Raw genomic sequence first — 18,492 nt, 5'->3', positions numbered from 1 at the left:
GTCCTGCAATTCGAGAAACGGAAGCGTATCTTTAAGCGGTAGGAGTGGATTGACCTTCGGCCGGTTTGGGCTTGTCGGCCGCAGGGGGTGCTGCCCTTTCGCCGGCCGGAGCATCGGGTTTGGGTGCGGGCGTTGCCGGTTTGTCTCCTGCAGGTGCCGCAGGCTTGGCCGCACCTGCCGCCGGGGCCGCCGGTTTGGCTCCTGCCGCCGGCGCACCGGGTTTAGGCGCGGGTTTCGCCGCAGGAGCGGCTCCCGGTTTGGGTACATCTTCGTAACCCTCGGCATTCCGCACCACGCGGATGGATGACCAGAGCTCGCACGGGGGATAGGTGAACTCGCTGCCGATCTTGTAATCGAAACGGATCACTTTTTCATCGGAACATTCGGTGATCCACGTGACCGCTGCACAGCCGATTTCAAAAATCGGGTCGAAGGGATACTCGGTTCCGTTCTTGTCCATGTGCTTCTTGGTCTTGTCCACCAGCGTCGCGGCTTCCGCCTTGCTGGGAATGCGCCAGTCGTCATGGCCCGCGAACTTTTCCTTGTTGACCTTGTCCACGTACTCGGGAGCCTGCGGCCAGGTGTAGAATTTTTTGCTGTCGATCCACGCGTCGGTCTTCTTCCACATCAATCCGCTGTTGGGATCGGTGATGGTGCCGTCGCCGTTATCGATGAGCGGCTTCTTTTCAACCTTGGGTTTGGCGGCGGGTTTGGCAGCCGCGGGTTTCGCCCCTGCGGCGGGAGCGGGCTTGGCCCCGGTTCCACCCGGTTTCGCTCCGGCGGAGGCTGCGGGCTTGGCACCAGCAGCCGGAGCGGGTTTCTCGGACGCACCCTCCCCACCTTCCGGTTTCGGGGATGGAGATGCCGGTTTGGGAGTGGATTCCGAAGCGGTCGGTTTAGCTTCGGCGGATTGCTTCTCTTCGTTCTGCGGATTCGTGTCGGCCATCGATCAAGTCGGAGCGTTTCGCGTAGTTATCTGGGTACCGGTCCCGAATTGGGTTTATCCGCAAACTGCGGCGCACGGTGAATGACATCGGTGAGATCCTTTCCACTTTCCGTCAGGGCTTTTAAAATTTCACCCAGACGCGTGGTGGAATACATCTGCAACTGCGCCACGTAATACTCGCGGTATTGCTTGGCGTGATTCCTCACCCATTCGAGAACGAATTGCTCGCTGATTTCTGGCTTACCAGGATCCGACCAACCTTGCTTTTCAAGATAATTGGTTTGAGATTTGCGAATGATTTCGCAAATCAGGTCGGCTTTAATTCGAGACATAAAGTGTCACCGTCCTCAATACAACCCAACTCAAGCCGTTTCAGCTTGAGTTGCGTATTTTAATCAACTTCAGTGGGATGTCAACATGAAACAACCTCATTTCTAATCGCGTGAAAACGATGGCTCCCTCCATTCCTAATTTAATTTTATTCAATACCTTATATTTATTTTAAATCTCAATGAATCGAATGAAAACCCCTAATCCGACACGGTCTCAATTTAATTCTAGAGAGGATTTCCGAGGATCGAAATAATCCCGCAACCCCTCCCCTAAAAAATTGAAGGCAAGAATGGTCAGGAAAATGGCCAGCGAGGGAAACACAATGAGGTGAGGATAAAACTTGATCGCTGTCCAGCCATCGTTGGCCAGTGTCCCCCAGCTGCTGAACGGCGGCGCGATGCCCAACCCGATGAAACTCAACGTCGATTCGGCGAGAATCGCCACGGGGATACGAAAGGTCAATGTAACGATCAAAACGCCCCACAGGTTGGGAACGATTTCGGAGAACAGAATACGCCGGTGCCCCGCCCCCAGTGCGCGCGCCGCCTCGACAAACGTGAACTCCTTGATGCGCAGCACCTCGCCCCGAACCAGCCTGGCCACCGTCACCCAGCTCACCATGGTGAGGGCCAGGAAAATACTGGTCAGGCCGCGCCCCAGCACCACCATGATCAGGATAATCAACAGAAGGTCGGGAAGCGCAAAGATCACATCCACCACCCGCATCAGGAAATTGTCGATGCGTCCGCCGATGTAACCGGAAATGGCCCCATACACGGTGCCGATAACCAGTGCAATCAGCGTGGTGCCGACGCCGAGAAACAAAGACACACGCGCTCCATACAGCATGCGCGAAAACAGATCGCGCCCCAGGCGGTCGGTGCCCATCCAGTGCGTGGTATCGGGAGCGGCCAGCGCGTTCATCGTGTCCTGCTCCTCAAACGAAAACGGTGTCAGCCATGGTGCGAACAGCGCCGCCAGTGCAATGGCAGCGATGAAGCAGGCACTCAGTTTCGCGGGCAGGGAAAACCGGTTCCACATGGCGCGCATCAGGTCCTCTCTCCACTCAACTTAACGCGGGGATCGAGCTTCACATACAGCAGGTCGACGGCGATGTTGGCCAGTACGATCAGCACCGAGTACACCAGCGTCACGCCCATGATCAATGGATAGTCGCGGTTGGTGACGGCGGTGATGAAGTAATTGCCCATGCCGGGAATGGAAAAGATGAATTCGATGACGAACGATCCCGTCACCAGCCCGGCGGTGAGGGGTCCCATCACCGACACGATCGGCGTCAGCGAATTGAGCAGGGCGTGCTTGATGAGGATGGTGGACTCTTTCAATCCCTTGGCACGGGCGGTGCGGATGTAATCCTGCGACAGCACATCGAGCACCGTGGTGCGGGTGAGCCGTGCGATGTAACCCGCGAACCCCGCACCCAGAGCCAACGCGGGCATCAGCATGTGACGCGGCCCCTCCCACAGGGCGGGCGGCAGCCAGTGAAGCATGTGCGAGAAAATCAGAATCAGGAACGTGCCCAGCACAAAACTGGGAACCGAAATGCCCAGCGTGGCAATAAAAATGCAGGAGCGATCGATCAACGTGTTCTCACGCGCCGCGGAAATAACCCCGGCGGGCACGCCCAGCCCCAGGGTCACCAGCACCGCCAGAAGACCGAGGGTGAGCGACACGGGAAACGTGTCCCTGATGATGTCCGTGACATCGCGCCCGATGTACTTGTACGACGGACCCATCTCCCCCTGCACCAGTTGCCCCATGTAAAGGAGGTACTGCTGCCACACAGGTTTGTCGAGATGGTACTTGGCTTCGATGTTGGCGAGGATTTCGGGAGGGAGTTTTTTGTCGCGATCGAACGGCCCGCCGGGAACGGCGTGCATGATGAGGAAAGTGATGGTCGCCACCACGATCAATACCGGCACCCCCTGCAGGAGCCGTTTCAGGAAATAGATCAGCATGACACCCCGGTCTCCCCCGCTTCCAGCAAGGCCCTGCAGGGAAATGCAATCCGTCCCCACCTGCGGGGGTGAAGTGAGCTATAATGGAGTCTTCGCATTTTTGCGGTTCCGGTCCAACCGTTTCCAAAAACCCGTCGCCCACGGCAACCCGATGATTTTCGACTCCCTCAGCGAATTTGTCAAACACCTCGAAGGCGCAGGCGAACTGGTGCGCATCCGCGAGAAGGTCTCGCCCATCCTCGAAATTGCCGAGATCGCCGACCGCGTCTCCAAGCAGGAAGGCGGCGGCAAGGCCTTATTTTTCGAAAACGTCGAAGGCTCTTCCATGCCGGTGCTCATCAACGCATTCGGCAGTTGGAGCCGCATCCAGGCCGCGCTGGGTGTGACGAAGCTCGACAAGATCGCGCGCGACATCGACCAGTACCTGCACATGGCTCCACCGGAGACGCTCCTCGACAAGGCCAGGATGCTCCCCATGCTTTTGGAGGCATCGCAGTTTCCGCCGAAGATGGTATCCAGCGCGCCCTGCCAGGAAGTGGTGAAAACCGGCGACCAGGTCAATCTCGACGAAATCCCGATCATCCAGTGCTGGCCGCACGATGCAGGGCGGTTCATCACCTATCCCATCGTCATCAACCGCAGTGTCGATCGCAAGATCCGCAACGTCGGTCTCTACCGCATGCAGGTGTTCGACAAAAAAACCACGGCCATGCACTGGCACATCCACAAGGACGGCGCACATTTTTTTCACGAATTCAAAAGGAAGGGCAAGGTCATGGAAGTGGCGGTGGCGCTGGGCGCGGACCCGGTTTCCTGCTACGCCGCCTCAGCCCCCCTGCCCTACGGAGTCGATGAATTCCTGCTGGCCGGGTTCATCCGCAAAAAAGCCGTGCCCCTGGTCAAATGCAAGACGGTGAACCTGGAAGTTCCGGCCAATGCGGAGATCGTGCTGGAAGGTTTCATCGATCCCAAAGAGATGCGGCGTGAAGGTCCTTTCGGCGACCACACGGGTTACTACTCGCAGGACGGGGACTATCCCGTGTTCCATGTCACCGCCGTGACGCATCGCCGCAACCCGATCTATCTCACCACCATCGTCGGCATCCCGCCACAGGAGGATTTTTATCTCGGCAAAGCGACGGAACGCATTTTCCTGCCGCTGTTGCGCACGCAGTTGCCGGAGCTGGTGGACATGAACATGCCGCTCGAGGGCGTGTTTCACAATTGCGTCATTGTCTCTATGGACAAACGCTATCCCATGCAGGCGCGGCGATTGATGAGCACGCTGTGGGGCGCGGGGCAGATGAGCTTCGTCAAAACCATCGTCGTGGTGGACCGCGATGTCGATGTGCAGGACGAACAGGCGGTGCTGGAGTTGTTGCTCAACGACATCGATTTCAACCGCGACCTGTTTTTTTCCGAAGGCATCCTCGACGTGCTCAACCACGCCTCGGATCACGCCCTTTACGGGTCCAAGCTGGGCATCGACGCCACCCGGCCGATCGAAGGCGAACCGCCATCGAATCCGCCAAAAGGCGAGCCCGTAACGCCAGACCCGCAGTTGGGCGAACGAATCAAAAACAAATTCGCGGAAGCCAAATCGGTGCGGGTGTGCGACCCGATCGTGCGCCGCCCGGTGGTGCTGGTGGCGCTGGACAAAACCCGACCGCACCAGGGCCGCGATTTTCTCCGCGCGTGCCTGGAAGACAATGACCTCTCTGGAGCAGGCGTCATCGTGGCACTGGAAGCACACGTCGATCTCGACAACACTTCGACCGTGTTGTGGAAACTGTTCAACAACCTCGACCCGCGCCGTGACATCCAGGAGGTTGGCGGACGCATCGGCATCGACGTCACCCAAAAACTGCCGGAGGAAGGCTACACGCAGGACTGGCCGGAGGAGATTCACATGTCCGACGATATCAAAAAACGCGTCGATGAAAAATGGGAACGGATGTTCCCGCAATCCAGGCAACCCTGAATCCAGAGAAACACCCCACGCATCATGGCACTCGAATACATCACCATCAAAGGCGCCCGCGAGCACAACCTGAAGAACATCCACCTCACACTTCCACGTGAAAAGCTGGTGGTGATCACGGGCCTGAGCGGTTCGGGAAAATCGTCGCTCGCTTTCGACACCATCTACGCCGAAGGCCAGCGCCGTTACGTCGAGTCCCTTTCCGCCTACGCCCGGCAGTTTCTGGAGTTGATGGAAAAGCCGGACGTCGATTACATCGAAGGCCTGTCGCCGGCCATCTCCATCGAGCAGAAGACGTCGAGCAGGAACCCGCGCTCCACTGTCGGGACCGTCACGGAAATCTACGATTACCTGCGTCTGCTCTACGCACGCATCGGCCACGTGTTCTGCTACGGATGCGGCCGGGAGATCGCATCGCAGACTGTCCAGCAGATCGTTGACCAGGTGCAGGCCATTCCCGAAGGACGCAAGCTCATGATCCTCGCGCCCGTGGTGCAGAGCCGCAAGGGCGAATTCAAAAAGGAAATTCTCGAACTGCGCAAGAAAGGCTTCGTGCGGGCGCGTATCGACGGCGAAGTGAAATCGCTGGAAGACGACATCAGCCTCAACAAAAAATTCAAGCACACCATCGAAGCGGTGGTGGACCGGCTGGTGATCAAGCCCAACATGGGCAAACGGCTTGCGGACTCGGTGGAAATGGCGCTGGGCCAGGGAGACGGGTCGCTGGTGGTCTCTCTTCTCGAAGACAAGAAGAACAACCACGCGGCAGAAGAACTGCTGTTCAGTGAAAAGTTCGCGTGCAGTTACTGCGGCATCAGTTACCCGGAACTGGAGCCGCGCCTGTTCTCGTTCAACAACCCGACGGGCGCGTGCCCGGAGTGCGACGGCCTGGGCAACCGCATGGTGATCGACCCCGACCTCGTCGTCCCCGACAAGACCCTGTCCATCCGTCAGGGCGCGATTCATCCGTGGCAGAAAAAAACCACGGTGTATTTCTTCCAGATGCTGGACTCGCTGGCGTCGCAGTTCAAATTCAAACTCAGCACCCCGTTTCAGGACCTGCCCAAAATCACGCAGGAGGTGCTCCTTCACGGCACCGAAGATCCGGTCAAATACTATTACGAAAAGGACGGGCGGCGGAAATCCTACACGGGCACGTTTGACGGCGTGATTCCCGACCTCAACCGGCGTTACCACGAAACCGAGTCGGCCTCGACGCGCGACGAGATCGCGCAGTACATGCGGGCCCTGCCCTGCCCCACCTGCAGTGGCACGCGTCTCAAAAAAGAAGCGGTGTCGGTGAAGGTCGGCGGACAGAACATCATCGAACTCACTTCACTCTCCATAGGCCAGTTGAGCGAGTACTTCGAAAAACTCACTTTCACCGAGCAGGAATTCTCCATCGCCCGCCGCATCGTGAAAGAGATCAGGGAGCGGTTGCAGTTCCTGGTGGACGTCGGACTGGATTACCTGACGCTCAACCGCACTTCGGCGACCCTGTCCGGCGGCGAGAGCCAGCGCATCCGGCTGGCGACGCAGATCGGCTCCAGCCTCATGGGCGTGCTCTACGTGCTCGATGAGCCGAGCATCGGCCTGCACCAGCGCGACAACGACCGCCTGTTGAAAACCCTCACCACCCTGCGCGACCTCGGCAATACGGTGATCGTGGTCGAACACGACGAGAACACCATCCGCGACGCGGATTACGTGGTGGACCTGGGTCCCGGGGCGGGCATCCACGGCGGCGAGGTGATTTTCTCCGGTCCGCCGCAGGAACTGGTTAAAGATACGAAATCGCTGACGGGCCTGTACCTTTCCGGCAAGCGCGAGATTCCCGTCCCGGCCAAACGCCGCAAGGGCAACGATCATGTTCTCCAAATCACCGGCGCACGTCACAACAACCTGAAGGGAATCGACATCACAGTGCCACTGGGTGCGCTCACCTGCGTCACCGGCGTCTCCGGTTCCGGCAAGAGCACGCTGGTGATCGATATCCTGTACAAGGCACTGGCCCAGCATTTCTGGAAAGCCAACGACAAACCCGGGACGTTCGAAAAGATCAAGGGCGTCCAGTACCTCGACAAGGTCATCGACATCGACCAGTCACCGATCGGACGCACCCCGCGGTCGAATCCCGCCACCTACACCGGCCTGTTCACCCTGATCCGCGACCTGTTCAGCGAAGTGCCGGAAGCGCGCGTGCGAGGCTACAAGCCGGGCCGGTTCAGCTTCAACGTCAAGGGCGGCCGCTGTGAAGCCTGTCAGGGCGACGGCATCATCAAGGTCGAGATGCATTTCCTGCCGGACATCTTCGTCACCTGCGAAGTGTGCCAGGGCAAGCGCTTCAACCGCGAGACGCTGGAAATCCAGTACAAGGGCAAGAACATCTCGGAAGTCCTGGAGATGACCGCGGAAGAGGCGCTCGAGTTCTTCCAGAACATCCCGTCCGTCCGCACCAAACTGCAAACCATCACCGACGTGGGGCTGGACTACATCCACCTCGGCCAGCCCGCCACCACCCTCTCCGGCGGCGAGGCGCAACGGGTGAAACTGTCGAAGGAACTCAGCAAACGCAGCACCGGTCAGACCCTGTACATCCTCGATGAACCGACCACCGGCCTGCACTTCCATGACATCGGTCACCTCATGCACGTTCTCGCGAAGCTGGTCGATGCGGGGAACACGGTGATCATCATTGAGCACAACCTCGACGTCATCAAAACCGCCGATCACATCATCGACCTCGGCCCCGAAGGCGGCGACCGTGGCGGCGAGGTGGTGGCGACGGGCACGCCGGAGGAAGTGGCCGCCAACCCGAAGTCGTACACGGGCCTTTATTTATCAAACGTTTTGAAGCCTCCCGCCCGCACCTCACGCAAAAAAGCGGCGAAAATATAACCCTCCGCAATCGGTGTTTTTCCGATAATAAATCGGCAAAGCTTTCTTTCTTTTCCCACATCATCACGGTTCCACGTACAATATGGGTGGTTTCATTTTGAGCCGTGGAATGCCGGCTCGCCGAGGCAAGCAAGGAGGTGTTCCAATGAAGAAACGCAAGCAGGAAAATCCGATTGAAGAAGTGAGTGACTACATGTCCGCCCCGGTGGTCACCATTCCTGAGACAGCAACCATCAAAGACGCGGCGGAATTCATGCACGATCGGAACGTGGGGTCGCTGGTGGTCATACAGGGAAAGAAACCCGTCGGCATCGTCACCGAAACCGATTTCGCCCGCAAGGTGGTGGCCAAGGGACTCGATCCCAAAACAGCGCAGGTGGCGGACATCATGACCACGCCATTACAGACGATCGACTGTCACGAATCGGTGCTCGACGCCAATAAGTTTATGGCGAAAAAGAAGATCCGTCACCTGGTGGTGATGGACAAGGAGGAACTGGTGGGAATCATCTCAGTGCATAACCTGGTGCACTACTTTTCGAACCCGCGCATCCGCACGTTTTAAAGGTCACCCGGCAAAATCAACCGGGCCACGCTGAAACGCCTGGAGTTAAAAGGGGGAAGGCTGCAGCGTTACTCGGTGCCTTTGCTTTCGATGCGGGCCAGAGCGCGGAACAATTTTTTCTGCGCTTCGACGAGTTCGGATTCCTCAACATCGGGCTTGGCCAGAATGGCTTCGGCCTGCGCCTTGGCTTCCTGCGCGCGGGCCACATCGACGTCGCTGAGGTACTCGGCGGTCTCAGCCAGCACCGTCACGCGGTCGTTGGTGATTTCCGCGTACCCGTGACCCACGACGAGCGAAATGATCTCATCGCCCTTTTCATAGGAAAAGCTTCCCGGCCGCATGGTGGTGAACAAAGGCGCGTGCAGGGGAAGGATGCCCAGGTCGCCCTCGCTTCCGGGAATATTGACCTGGTCTACGCTCGGATCGTTGACCATCTCCTTCTCCGGCGTGACCAATACAAAATGAAGTTTCTGGTTCTCTTCGGCCATGCTCATCAACCCTGCTTTTTGAGTTTCTCGGCTTTTTCATACACCTCATCGATGGCGCCGCACATGTAGAACGCCTGCTCGGGAATATCGTCCAGCTTGCCGTTGACGATTTCCTTGAAGCCGGTGATGGTGTCGGCCACCTTGACGTATTTGCCGGGAGCGCCGGTGAACGTTTCTGCAACGAAGAACGGCTGGGACAGGTATTTCTGGATTTTGCGGGCCCGCATGACGAGCATCTTGTCCTCTTCCGTCAATTCGTCCATACCCAGAATGGCGATGATGTCCTGCAGTTCCTTGTAGCGCTGCAAGGTGCGCTGCACTTCACGCGCAACCGAATAATGCTCTTCGCCGACAATCGCCGGATCCAGGATGCGTGAAGTCGAGTCCAGAGGATCGACAGCAGGGTAAATGCCCAGTTCCGAGATGCGCCGGTTGAGAACGGTGGTGGCGTCCAAGTGAGAGAAGGTGGTCGCCGGAGCCGGATCGGTGAGGTCGTCGGCCGGAACGTAAATCGCCTGGACGGAGGTGATGGACCCCTTCTTCGTTGAAGTGATGCGTTCCTGCAGGTTGCCCATCTCGGTAGCCAGCGTCGGCTGGTAACCCACGGCGGACGGGATACGGCCGAGCAACGCGGACACTTCGGAACCTGCCTGCGAAAACCGGAAGATGTTGTCGATGAACAAGAGCACATCCTGACCACCGACATCGCGGAAGTATTCGGCGATGGTCAACCCCGTCAGGGCGACCCGCATGCGCGCGCCGGGAGGTTCTGTCATCTGACCGTAGATCAGGGCCGTCTTGTCAATGACCTTCGATTCGATCATTTCGTGGTAGAGGTCGTTGCCTTCACGTGTACGTTCCCCGACCCCGGCGAACACCGAATACCCGCTGTGCTCCGCGCCGATGTTGCGGATCAGTTCCATGATGAGAACGGTCTTGCCCACGCCGGCGCCGCCGAAAAGTCCGGTCTTGCCGCCCTTCAGGTACGGCTCGAGCAGGTCAATGACCTTGATGCCGGTTTCCAGCATTTCCATACCCGTGTCCTGCTCGTCCAGCGGCGGCGCGTCGCGGTGGATACTCCACGTCTCCTGCGACTCGACCTTTGGCTTCTGATCGACAGGTTCGCCGATGACGTTCAGGATCCGTCCCAGCACATTTTCGCCTACGGGAACCGAGATCGGGCGACCCGTATCTTCCGCATCGATGCCGCGCACGAGGCCGTCGGTGGGGTGCATGGAGATGGCCCGCACCGCATTGTCGCCCAGATGCTGCGCCACTTCCAAGGTGATGGTTTCGTCCTCTCCACCTTGCACCTCTTTCTTAATGTGGAGAGCATTGTACAAAGCCGGCAGTTCGCCGCCCTTGAAGCTGATATCCACGACGGGACCGATTACCTGGATGACTTTTCCTACGTTCATCAAACGCTCCTTTACTTGGTCGTCTTGGTCGATACTTTATATTCAGTCTTTCAGCGCTTCCGCCCCGTTGACCACTTCGATCAGTTCCTTGGTGATGTACGCCTGCCGTGTGCGGTTGTAGAACAGGGTCAACTGACCGATCATTTCCTTGGCGTTGCGCGACGCGTTGTCCATCGCGGTCATGCGGGCGCCGTGTTCGCTGGCACTGGATTCCAGAAAGGCGCGGTAAACCTGCAAGGTCATGTACCGCTTCAGAATGTCTTCCAGAATGCTTTCCTCGTCCGGCTCATAAATGTAATCCACCGGAAACTGATCTTCCGTCTCCTCCGGAGCCACCGGCAGCAATTGCTCGCTGATGACCTCCTGCCGGAGGACGGACTTGAACTCGTTGTACACCAGAAAAATACGGTCCACTTGTTTTTCCACGAACAACTGCCCCAGCTTTTCGCCGATCTCCACCGCCTTGGCGTAGTTGAAATCCTTGGTCCAGCCCGGATAGTTTTCCTGAATCTTGTAAGACCGGCGTTTGAAGAAATCGCCGCCTTTTTTGCCCGCAAGAAACAGGGAGATGTTGCTGTTGCTGTTGGCATCGATGACCTTCGACGCCATCTTGACGATATTGGCGTTGAAGGCCCCACAAAGGCCGCGGTCCGCCGTGATGATCACCAGCAGGATATTGTCGCCCTCGCGGTCATTCAACAAAGGGTGCAGGTCGTGGTTGCAGCGGGCGGCCAGATGATTCAGCACGTCGCGCATCTTGGTGGCGTAAGGCCGGGCCGTCAGGATGGCCTCCTGGGCACGGCGCAACTTGGAGGCCGACACCAGCTTCATGGCCTTGGTGGTCTGCTGGGTGTTCTTGACACTCCGAATCCGGCTTTTAACGTCCCGTAAATTTGGCATGATTTAATTAAACAATCCCTTGAACTCTTTGACCGCCGCAGTCAGTTGCTCTTCGCTTTCATCGGTGAGCTTCTTATCCTTGGCGATGGTTTCCATAAGGTCTTTTTTCTTTTCTTCCAGAAAATTGATGAAGCTTTCCTCGAATCGCTGGATGTCACGCACCTTGATGTCGTCAAGGTGTCCGCGTACGCCGGTGAACAGCGAGACCACCTGCTGCACCACGGTCAACGGCCGGTACTGCGGCTGCTTCAGCAACTCCACCAGGCGCTCACCTCGTGCCAACTGCGCCTGCGTGGCGGCGTCAAGGTCACTGCCGAACTGGGAGAAGGCAGCCATTTCGCGGTACTGCGCGAGGTCGAGGCGCAACTGACCCGCCACCTGCTTCATGGCCTTGATCTGTGCGGAGCCACCGACGCGGGAAACGGAGAGACCGACGTTGATCGCCGGGCGTACGCCCGAATAAAACAGGTCCGTTTCCAGGTAGATCTGTCCATCGGTGATGGAGATGACGTTGGTCGGGATGTACGCCGACACGTCGCCGGCCTGCGTCTCGATAATGGGAAGAGCCGTCATCGATCCCGCACCCAATTCGTCGTTTAACTTCGCGGCGCGTTCGAGCAGGCGCGAATGCAGGAAGAAGACGTCACCGGGGTACGCCTCGCGTCCCGGAGGACGGCGCAACAGCAGGCTCAACTGGCGGTAGGCCGCCGCCTGCTTGGACAGATCGTCGTAAATGATGAGTGCGTGCTGGCCGTTGTCGCGGAAATACTCGCCCATGGCGCAACCGGCGTACGGTGCGATGAACTGCATCGGGGCCGGGTCGCTGGCGCTGGCGGAAACGACGATGGTGTAATCCATCGCGCCGTGCTCTTCCAGCGTCTTGACAACACGCGCCACCGTGGACCGCTTCTGGCCGACGGCGACGTAGATGCAGAACATGTTCTGCCCCTTCTGGTTGATGATGGCGTCGATGGCGACGGCGGTCTTACCGGTCTGCCGGTCGCCGATGATCAATTCGCGCTGACCGCGGCCGACAGGGATCATGCCGTCGATGGCCTTGATGCCGGTCTGCATCGGTTCGTGAACGGATTTGCGGTCGATCACACCCGGTGCGATGCGCTCGATGGGGCCGCGCTGCTTGGCGTTGATGGGGCCCTTGCCGTCGATCGGTTGGCCAAGCGCGTTCACCACGCGGCCGACCAGTTCCGGTCCGACCGGCACGTCCATGATGCGTCCGGTGCGCTTGACTTCGTCGCCTTCCTTGATCAGGTTGTCGAATCCCATGAGCACGGCGCCGACGTTGTCCTCTTCCAGGTTCAGGACCATGCCGGTGACGTCGTTCGGAAAATCCACCAGTTCGCCCGCCATCGCTTGTTCGAGGCCGTAGATGCGCGCGATGCCGTCGCCGACGGAGATGACGCGGCCGGTTTCCTTCAATTCGATTTCGGACTCAAACCCTTCGATCTGCTTCTGGATCAGGGTGCTGATTTCATCCGCTCTAAGACTCACAGTAGGACCTCCTCCTTCTCAATCGACCGTCGCAACAGCGCCAGGCGGTTCTTGATGGTGGCATCGGCGACCCAGCTTCCGATACTGACACGGATGCCGCCGAGCAACGACTCGTCCACCTGGCTGTCGATCACCGCGCTTTTTCCCAAAGCCCGGTCCAGGGACGATTTCAGTTTGTTCAATTGTTCCTCGGATACAGGATGGGCAGCCACGATCTTCACCCGCACCTGATTGAGCCGATCGGCCACCGTTTTTTCAAAGTATTCCCGGATGTTTTTCAGATAGACCATCTTGTTTCGCTGAACCAGCATCTCCGCCACCTTGCGTACTTCCTTGCCTGCCGGGATGTTGTCGCAAAGCGACATCACGAACGCGAGCTTTTTGTCGTCCGGAATGGCGGGATGCAGAAAAAACTTGGGCAGTGCGGGGTCGGACTGAATGGCATCATCCAGATCGCACAGGTTGTCCAGCGCTTCCTGCAGTTTGGCGTTGTCCTCAATGGAGGCGGACAACGCTTCGGAAAATCGTTTGCCTATCTGGTTTTCAATCATTGTGTCTTCATTTCACGACGGGACGGCCAACGCCGCCGCGCCTAGTTCTTTTCCAGGTTGCGGACCACTTCGTCAATGGACTCGTCCACCAGCCGCTTTTTGTCGTCGTCCTGCATGGTGCGGCGCAGGATTTTCTCGGTGGAGGCAATGGTCAAAACGGAAACATACTGCCGGATCTCCCCCATCAGCCTGTCGCGCGCCACCCGGATTTCATGCTCGGCTTCCTTCTGCATCTGCCGAACTTTGGCCTGGGTTTCGTTGAGGGTTTTTTCCTGCAGTTTGCGGGACTCGTCGTGCGCCAACTGGACGATGGTGTTCGCCTTGTCGTGCGCGGTCTGGAGCTGGTCCTCAAACTCCTTCCTGATTTTATCCGCTTCCGCCCGCATGGCTTCGGCGCTTCTAATGTCTCCGGAAATTTTCTTCTGCCGCTCCTCCAGCATCTGCAAGATGGGAGGGAACGCGTACTTCTTCAGCAGAAACAGAAGAAGGGCGAACGAGACGATCGACCAGAAAATCAATGAAGAAAATACCGATACCTGCTCTAGTTGTGGCATTGTCCGGGTGACCTGGGATGAAGGTTGTTCATAAAGATTGCCGTACCTGGATGCGCCCCGAAGGGCGCGTCACTAGAGTGCACTTACGCCTTGCCCATCAGAATAAAGGCGAGAACCAACGCGTACAGCGCAACGGCTTCCACCAGCGCGAAACCGATCCAGCAATACTTGGCCACGCGGCCTTCGGCATTCGGCTGACGACCTACGGTCTCGATGGTCGTGGCGAAGATATTGGCGATACCAATCGCCGCACCGAAGAACCCTGCGGCGCACAAGCCCATTCCCAAATATGCTGCGGCAGCTGCTTCCATCCTGGAACTCCTCTCTTAATGATTGATTTAATGCAATTTAATGACGTCCCCGATGTAAACACATGTCAGGACGGTGAATATATAAGCTTGAATGAATGCGATTGCGACTTCCAATACGTTGATGACGACGGTGAACCCGAACGGCATCCAGCTGACCCACCCCGGGGCCGTGAGCGTCAATGCGAACAGGACCGCCAGCACCGTGTGGCCCGCCGTCATGTTGGCAAACAGGCGCACGGACAGCGACACCGGTCGGGCCAGCATGCTGATGACTTCGATCGGGATCATGAACGGGATCATGAGCTTGGGCACGCCCGGCGGCACGAGGATACTCAGAAAATGCCCGCCATGTTTGACGAAGCCGATTACCAGCGTCATGAAAAAGATGATCAGCGCAAACGCACCGGTAACGACCAGCTGGCTCGTCATGGTGTACGAACCGGGCACGAGGCCGATCAGGTTGCATACCAGAATGAAGAAAAACAGGGTGGCGATAAAGGAGAAGTATTTCCTGCCGTCCTCGCCAATGAACTCATCAACCATGCCCTGAACGAATTCGAGAGAAACTTCGGCGACACTCTGCCCCTTGCCGGGTACCAGTCTGAGGCCGCCTTTGATCACCACCATGAACAGGAAAAAAACCAGGGCAACGCCCACCCACATGACGATGACCGCCTTGTTGATGGAAAGGTCGAGCCCCAGAAACTGGATGGGGATGATGGGGTGCAATTCGAAGTGGTGAAGCGGGTTTTCCATTCCTCAATATTTCTTTTTAATCGTCGCGGTTGGGATCCGGAGGGCCGTCGTCCAAATCCGTTTTATTGTCGCCCTTGTTTTCTGGGTCGTCCTGCCCCCAGTCCTGCTCCATATTCATTGCCGCCCGGTACACATTGAGGACCCCGGCGGCACCGCCGAACAAAACGCCGACGGCAAGAAACCAGGGGTCCGTCTCCAGAAAGTAGTCCAGCGCGTACCCCATCAAGGCCCCGATGAGGGTGGCAACGGTCATCTCGGTGCCGAGTCTGAACGCGTAACTCAGGCCCTGGCGTAGGGAACTCCCGGATTTCATTTTTTTGTCATTGGGGGTAACAAGGCCAGATAAGGCTGAAAACGCCTCATCATACCAACAGGATCCTTGTTTACCAAAAGAAATTCTTGAGTTGCCTCAAGGACTTCCGGGATTCGACAAAAATCTGAAATGTTCGCGCGGTGTTCGCTCGAATTTGGGAGAAAGGAATGCCGGCAACTGCCAAAACCGCCCCTCACTCAATGATTTACCCTGCAACAGGGGCCGGTCCGGGTCGCGACACATCTAGACCGTTTGGGCCGCAAAAAAATAACGCCGAACTTCTCACCTGTCAATTGAAAAATCCAGCGTCAGGATGGCCAACGCAGATTAGCCTGGAATGGGGAAAGCATTGGGATTCCGCTTGCCCACTCCCAATTACGGAAATCCGGAGGCCTGCCCGGCACGTCCTCAGTAAGGCATTTCCCCGAATTTCTTTTCGTAATCGGCCAACGGGAGCATGTCAATTGCGTCCCAAGGGCACCCCTCTAGGAACGTGTCCATGGGGCCTTTGGAGACACATTTTTTACAACCGATGCACAGCAGTTCATCCACCATCACCACGTTGAAAGCCGGCGCATATGGATTTTGAACTTCGTACATGCAGTTCTCTACCGGACACTCGGTGATGCAAATGGGCGAGCCACTGCATCCGGTGCAGGCCTCGTTGATGACCGCTAACTCTTTCGGTTTGCGTTTTCTTTGGGCGGAGCGTTTGGCTCGTTCGGCTACTGCCATATCAGGATATCCATACGATTGAATTCACGTTTCTTCCATATTGTAGCAAACAGGGCAGATTTATAGCAAAATCCAAATTGGGATTCAATATCAAACCAACATTTTTCCAATCTTATGCCGCCGGCCCCCGCCCTGCCGGCAGGCGGGCTTTTTCATTTACAGGACCGGGGCCATATAATAATATGAAAGCGTTTGGGTTTGTGAACAGCTCGTATCCGGGCCTTGGCCGTGCTCGTTTGAGGAGACAGGAGCCGGTCTCAAACTTCCCCTACGTTACCGCGTTTATTTTTATAAACGTTTGTATATAAGCAGTTATCAGGTTCACATGCACTTTGAAACCATCCTGGGCCAAGACCAGGCTAAACATATACTTGACCGTGCTCTGGAACAAGGCACGGTGGCACACGCCTACCTCTATTTCGGCCCTGAAAGCGTGGGCAAAAAGCGGACCGCCCTGGAGTTCGCCAAGGCGCTGAACTGCGCCGAAACCGGTCCCCAAGCCGCCTGTGGCGCCTGCCCGTCCTGCCGTAAAATCGAGCAGGGACAACATCCGGACGTGTTTTTCCTGGAACCCATCAAAAAGCCCTCGTCCCGTGATACCAGCATCAACATCGACGAAATCCGCGAACTGCAAAAGAAACTGGGGTTCACTCCCTATGAAGGCCGCTACAAGGTTGCAGTGGTCGATGGCGTGGAAAAAATGAACCTGCAGGCCTGCAACGCTTTCCTCAAAACCCTGGAGGAGCCTCCGGCGGCAACAGTGCTGGTGCTGGTGACCGCCAATCCTTATCAGATGCTGCCGACCATCATCTCGCGGTGCCAGGGAGTGCGGTTCCATCCCTTGCCGCAGGACGCCCTGCACTCCATTCTGAAAGCGCATCCGGACACCCAGGGCATGCTCGATGAGGAAATCGAGTTGCGTGTTCTGCGGTCCCAAGGCCAGGTGGCCCGGGCGCTGGCGGAAGACGTGGAGGAAATCGCGCGTTACCGGGAGGAACTGCTGGCTCTTCTCGGTCAGCTCAGTTTCCGCAGAATGGATCTGTTGTTTGCCTGGTGCCGGGAAACCGGGCGGGGGCAGGACCTGTCCCAGATAAAAAAAATCCTTGAAGAACTGCTGGGCCTGCTTCGCGACGTTGCCCTGTTGCAGGCGGGATGCGGAGCGGAGATTTTGAACAACCGCGACCTCGCGGGGCGGCTCGCGCCCCTCGCCCAGGTGAAACCGCGGTCCGCCGTTCTCAGCATGATGGAGTCGGTGTTCCGCACACGCAATCTGCTGGACCGCAACGCCAACGTGCAATTGACCCTGGAAAACATGCTGATGCAGTTCTGTGAAGCGGCGTGAAGGACGACCCATGCCAAATGAAGCCTTGAATCCCAATAGCACAACAAACAACGGCCACGCAGAATCTCCGTCGAGTCCGAAGTTCGTCATCGGGGTGCGCCTTCGCGGCCGGGATAAAACCCAGGTCTGCGATCCGCACACGCTGGTCTTGCGTGTCGGCATGGAAGTGATGGTGGAGACCGAAGACGGCCCGCAGATCGGCGTCGTGGCCTCCAACAAAATCCTCAACGTGCGCAAGGACGCGTGCCGTCCTCCCAAAGTCCTGCGGCTTGCCACCGAAGGAGACCTGCAACACGAACAGGACAAACGCCAACGCGAAATCAAGTCCACCGTGCTGTGCCGCGAGCTGATCGAAAACCTGAAGCTCCCGATGAATCTGAGCCGCGTGGTGTTTTTCGAAGAGCTCAACAAGTCGGTGTTCTATTTCACCGCCGAAGGCCGCATTGACTTCCGTCAGCTGGTCAAGGAACTCGCCTCCCGCCTGCGCCACCGCATCGAAATGCGCCAGGTCGGCGTGCGCGACGAGGCGAAGTCGATCAACGGCCACGGTGTGTGCGGCGAGGAACTCTGCTGTTCACGATTCCTGCCGGAGTTCACCCCGGTCACCATCCGCATGGCCAAGGACCAGGGCCTCGCCCTCAATCCCAGTAAAATCTCAGGGGTGTGCGGCCGGCTGATGTGTTGCCTGCAATACGAACACAATATCTACAAGGACCTCATCAAGGAAATGCCGAAACTGGGCAAAACCATCTCGACGCCGGACGGCAAGGGCCGTGTCATCCAGAACGACATCCTGAAACAGAAGGTGACCGTTCGCCTTGAGGACGATTTCATCATGTACTATGATCTGGAAGAACTGCGCGAGTACCTGCCCCCGCAGGCCGTCCAGCCGCCCAAACCGGCCAGCTAACCC

Annotated in this window: 19 protein-coding genes; 5 read left to right on the top strand and 14 right to left on the bottom strand. The window is 57.6% G+C overall.

The features are described from left to right. Positions 1-31: 31 nt before the first annotated feature. From ACTRW9_RS06980 to ACTRW9_RS06965, 4 genes are all read right to left on the bottom strand, one after another. Positions 32-946 (bottom strand): DUF1566 domain-containing protein, encoded by a 915-nt coding sequence (locus ACTRW9_RS06980; RefSeq protein WP_442428786.1) that lies wholly within the window; start codon positions 944-946, stop codon positions 32-34. Positions 947-972: 26 nt separating this feature from the next. Further along, on the bottom strand, positions 973-1,278 hold the full coding sequence (locus ACTRW9_RS06975) for a hypothetical protein (RefSeq protein ID WP_442425751.1): 306 nt from the start codon (positions 1,276-1,278) through the stop codon (positions 973-975). 214 nt (positions 1,279-1,492) lie between these two features. Next, positions 1,493-2,329 carry an ABC transporter permease gene (locus ACTRW9_RS06970; protein ID WP_442425752.1) on the bottom strand — a complete coding sequence of 279 codons (837 nt, stop codon included), beginning with the start codon at positions 2,327-2,329 and terminating at the stop codon, positions 1,493-1,495. Beyond that, complete coding sequence (locus ACTRW9_RS06965) at positions 2,329-3,258, bottom strand: ABC transporter permease (RefSeq protein WP_442425753.1); 930 nt, start codon at positions 3,256-3,258, stop codon at positions 2,329-2,331. The genes ACTRW9_RS06970 and ACTRW9_RS06965 overlap by 1 nt, the downstream gene beginning before the upstream one ends. Positions 3,259-3,331: 73 nt before the next feature. Here ACTRW9_RS06965 and ACTRW9_RS06960 point away from each other — a divergent pair, with 73 nt between their 5' ends. The 3 genes from ACTRW9_RS06960 (at position 3,332) to ACTRW9_RS06950 (ending at position 8,702) form a co-directional block, all read left to right on the top strand. Further along, a complete protein-coding gene (locus tag ACTRW9_RS06960; protein WP_442428785.1) occupies positions 3,332-5,239 on the top strand; it encodes a menaquinone biosynthesis decarboxylase in 1,908 nt (635 codons plus the stop codon). A 24-nt stretch (positions 5,240-5,263) separates the two neighbouring features. After that, positions 5,264-8,137 carry an excinuclease ABC subunit UvrA gene (uvrA, locus tag ACTRW9_RS06955; RefSeq protein WP_442428784.1) on the top strand — a complete coding sequence of 958 codons (2,874 nt, stop codon included), beginning with the start codon at positions 5,264-5,266 and terminating at the stop codon, positions 8,135-8,137. Between the two features lie 145 nt (positions 8,138-8,282). Next, on the top strand, positions 8,283-8,702 hold the full coding sequence (locus ACTRW9_RS06950) for a CBS domain-containing protein (RefSeq protein ID WP_442425756.1): 420 nt from the start codon (positions 8,283-8,285) through the stop codon (positions 8,700-8,702). Positions 8,703-8,770: 68 nt separating this feature from the next. Here ACTRW9_RS06950 and atpC read toward each other — a convergent pair whose 3' ends face one another. The 10 genes from atpC to ACTRW9_RS06900 all read right to left on the bottom strand — a co-directional run bounded on the left by atpC (position 8,771) and on the right by ACTRW9_RS06900 (position 16,237). Beyond that, the gene (gene atpC, locus ACTRW9_RS06945; RefSeq protein ID WP_442425757.1) at positions 8,771-9,196 is read right to left on the bottom strand and encodes an ATP synthase F1 subunit epsilon; all 426 of its coding nucleotides are present in this window, start codon (positions 9,194-9,196) and stop codon (positions 8,771-8,773) included. Then, positions 9,196-10,608 carry a F0F1 ATP synthase subunit beta gene (atpD, locus tag ACTRW9_RS06940; RefSeq protein WP_442425758.1) on the bottom strand — a complete coding sequence of 471 codons (1,413 nt, stop codon included), beginning with the start codon at positions 10,606-10,608 and terminating at the stop codon, positions 9,196-9,198. The genes atpC and atpD overlap by 1 nt, the downstream gene beginning before the upstream one ends. Before the next feature lie 42 nt (positions 10,609-10,650). Beyond that, entirely contained in the window at positions 10,651-11,508 is an 858-nt protein-coding gene (gene atpG, locus ACTRW9_RS06935) for an ATP synthase F1 subunit gamma (RefSeq protein ID WP_442425759.1), read from the bottom strand. Between the two features lie 3 nt (positions 11,509-11,511). Then, positions 11,512-13,017 carry a F0F1 ATP synthase subunit alpha gene (atpA, locus tag ACTRW9_RS06930; RefSeq protein WP_442425760.1) on the bottom strand — a complete coding sequence of 502 codons (1,506 nt, stop codon included), beginning with the start codon at positions 13,015-13,017 and terminating at the stop codon, positions 11,512-11,514. Beyond that, positions 13,014-13,568: an ATP synthase F1 subunit delta gene (gene atpH, locus ACTRW9_RS06925; protein WP_442428783.1), complete on the bottom strand. Its 555-nt coding sequence runs from the start codon at positions 13,566-13,568 to the stop codon at positions 13,014-13,016. The genes atpA and atpH overlap by 4 nt, the downstream gene beginning before the upstream one ends. 41 nt (positions 13,569-13,609) lie before the next feature. Continuing rightward, positions 13,610-14,122 (bottom strand): F0F1 ATP synthase subunit B, encoded by a 513-nt coding sequence (gene atpF / locus ACTRW9_RS06920; RefSeq protein WP_442425762.1) that lies wholly within the window; start codon positions 14,120-14,122, stop codon positions 13,610-13,612. A gap of 83 nt (positions 14,123-14,205) precedes the next feature. Beyond that, positions 14,206-14,433 (bottom strand): ATP synthase F0 subunit C, encoded by a 228-nt coding sequence (atpE, locus tag ACTRW9_RS06915; protein ID WP_005011080.1) that lies wholly within the window; start codon positions 14,431-14,433, stop codon positions 14,206-14,208. 27 nt (positions 14,434-14,460) lie between these two features. Further along, on the bottom strand, positions 14,461-15,189 hold the full coding sequence (locus ACTRW9_RS06910; RefSeq protein WP_442428782.1) for a F0F1 ATP synthase subunit A: 729 nt from the start codon (positions 15,187-15,189) through the stop codon (positions 14,461-14,463). Positions 15,190-15,205: 16 nt separating this feature from the next. Continuing rightward, positions 15,206-15,502 (bottom strand): AtpZ/AtpI family protein, encoded by a 297-nt coding sequence (locus ACTRW9_RS06905; protein WP_442425764.1) that lies wholly within the window; start codon positions 15,500-15,502, stop codon positions 15,206-15,208. Between the two features lie 408 nt (positions 15,503-15,910). Further along, complete coding sequence (locus ACTRW9_RS06900) at positions 15,911-16,237, bottom strand: 4Fe-4S ferredoxin (protein WP_442425765.1); 327 nt, start codon at positions 16,235-16,237, stop codon at positions 15,911-15,913. Between the two features lie 325 nt (positions 16,238-16,562). Here ACTRW9_RS06900 and holB point away from each other — a divergent pair, with 325 nt between their 5' ends. Together holB and ACTRW9_RS06890 are read left to right on the top strand one after the other, a co-directional pair. After that, positions 16,563-17,579: a DNA polymerase III subunit delta' gene (holB, locus tag ACTRW9_RS06895; protein WP_442428781.1), complete on the top strand. Its 1,017-nt coding sequence runs from the start codon at positions 16,563-16,565 to the stop codon at positions 17,577-17,579. Positions 17,580-17,589: 10 nt separating this feature from the next. Continuing rightward, a complete protein-coding gene (locus ACTRW9_RS06890) occupies positions 17,590-18,489 on the top strand; it encodes a PSP1 domain-containing protein (RefSeq protein WP_442425767.1) in 900 nt (299 codons plus the stop codon). Positions 18,490-18,492: the final 3 nt, after the last annotated feature.

It is taken from the genome of Nitrospina sp. 32_T5, assembly GCF_052156635.1.
GTDB lineage: Bacteria > Nitrospinota > Nitrospinia > Nitrospinales > Nitrospinaceae > Nitrospina.
Note: the sequence above shows the minus strand (reverse complement) of the source record. Positions and strands in the feature narration are given on the sequence as shown.

Excerpts from the sequence above, each read along its gene's own strand:
- atpD (WP_442425758.1), bottom strand. The coding sequence starts at position 10,608 with ATGAACGTAGGAAAAGTCATCCAGGTAATCGGTCCCGTCGTGGATATC.
- ACTRW9_RS06890 (WP_442425767.1), top strand. The coding sequence starts at position 17,590 with ATGCCAAATGAAGCCTTGAATCCCAATAGCACAACAAACAACGGCCAC.
- holB (WP_442428781.1), top strand. The coding sequence starts at position 16,563 with ATGCACTTTGAAACCATCCTGGGCCAAGACCAGGCTAAACATATACTT.
- atpE (WP_005011080.1), bottom strand. The coding sequence starts at position 14,433 with ATGGAAGCAGCTGCCGCAGCATATTTGGGAATGGGCTTGTGCGCCGCA.
- ACTRW9_RS06950 (WP_442425756.1), top strand. The coding sequence starts at position 8,283 with ATGAAGAAACGCAAGCAGGAAAATCCGATTGAAGAAGTGAGTGACTAC.
- atpH (WP_442428783.1), bottom strand. The coding sequence starts at position 13,568 with ATGATTGAAAACCAGATAGGCAAACGATTTTCCGAAGCGTTGTCCGCC.
- atpC (WP_442425757.1), bottom strand. The coding sequence starts at position 9,196 with ATGAGCATGGCCGAAGAGAACCAGAAACTTCATTTTGTATTGGTCACG.
- ACTRW9_RS06980 (WP_442428786.1), bottom strand. The coding sequence starts at position 946 with ATGGCCGACACGAATCCGCAGAACGAAGAGAAGCAATCCGCCGAAGCT.
- ACTRW9_RS06910 (WP_442428782.1), bottom strand. The coding sequence starts at position 15,189 with ATGGAAAACCCGCTTCACCACTTCGAATTGCACCCCATCATCCCCATC.
- atpF (WP_442425762.1), bottom strand. The coding sequence starts at position 14,122 with ATGCCACAACTAGAGCAGGTATCGGTATTTTCTTCATTGATTTTCTGG.
- ACTRW9_RS06905 (WP_442425764.1), bottom strand. The coding sequence starts at position 15,502 with ATGAAATCCGGGAGTTCCCTACGCCAGGGCCTGAGTTACGCGTTCAGA.
- atpG (WP_442425759.1), bottom strand. The coding sequence starts at position 11,508 with ATGCCAAATTTACGGGACGTTAAAAGCCGGATTCGGAGTGTCAAGAAC.
- ACTRW9_RS06900 (WP_442425765.1), bottom strand. The coding sequence starts at position 16,237 with ATGGCAGTAGCCGAACGAGCCAAACGCTCCGCCCAAAGAAAACGCAAA.
- uvrA (WP_442428784.1), top strand. The coding sequence starts at position 5,264 with ATGGCACTCGAATACATCACCATCAAAGGCGCCCGCGAGCACAACCTG.
- ACTRW9_RS06970 (WP_442425752.1), bottom strand. The coding sequence starts at position 2,329 with ATGCGCGCCATGTGGAACCGGTTTTCCCTGCCCGCGAAACTGAGTGCC.
- ACTRW9_RS06975 (WP_442425751.1), bottom strand. The coding sequence starts at position 1,278 with ATGTCTCGAATTAAAGCCGACCTGATTTGCGAAATCATTCGCAAATCT.
- ACTRW9_RS06965 (WP_442425753.1), bottom strand. The coding sequence starts at position 3,258 with ATGCTGATCTATTTCCTGAAACGGCTCCTGCAGGGGGTGCCGGTATTG.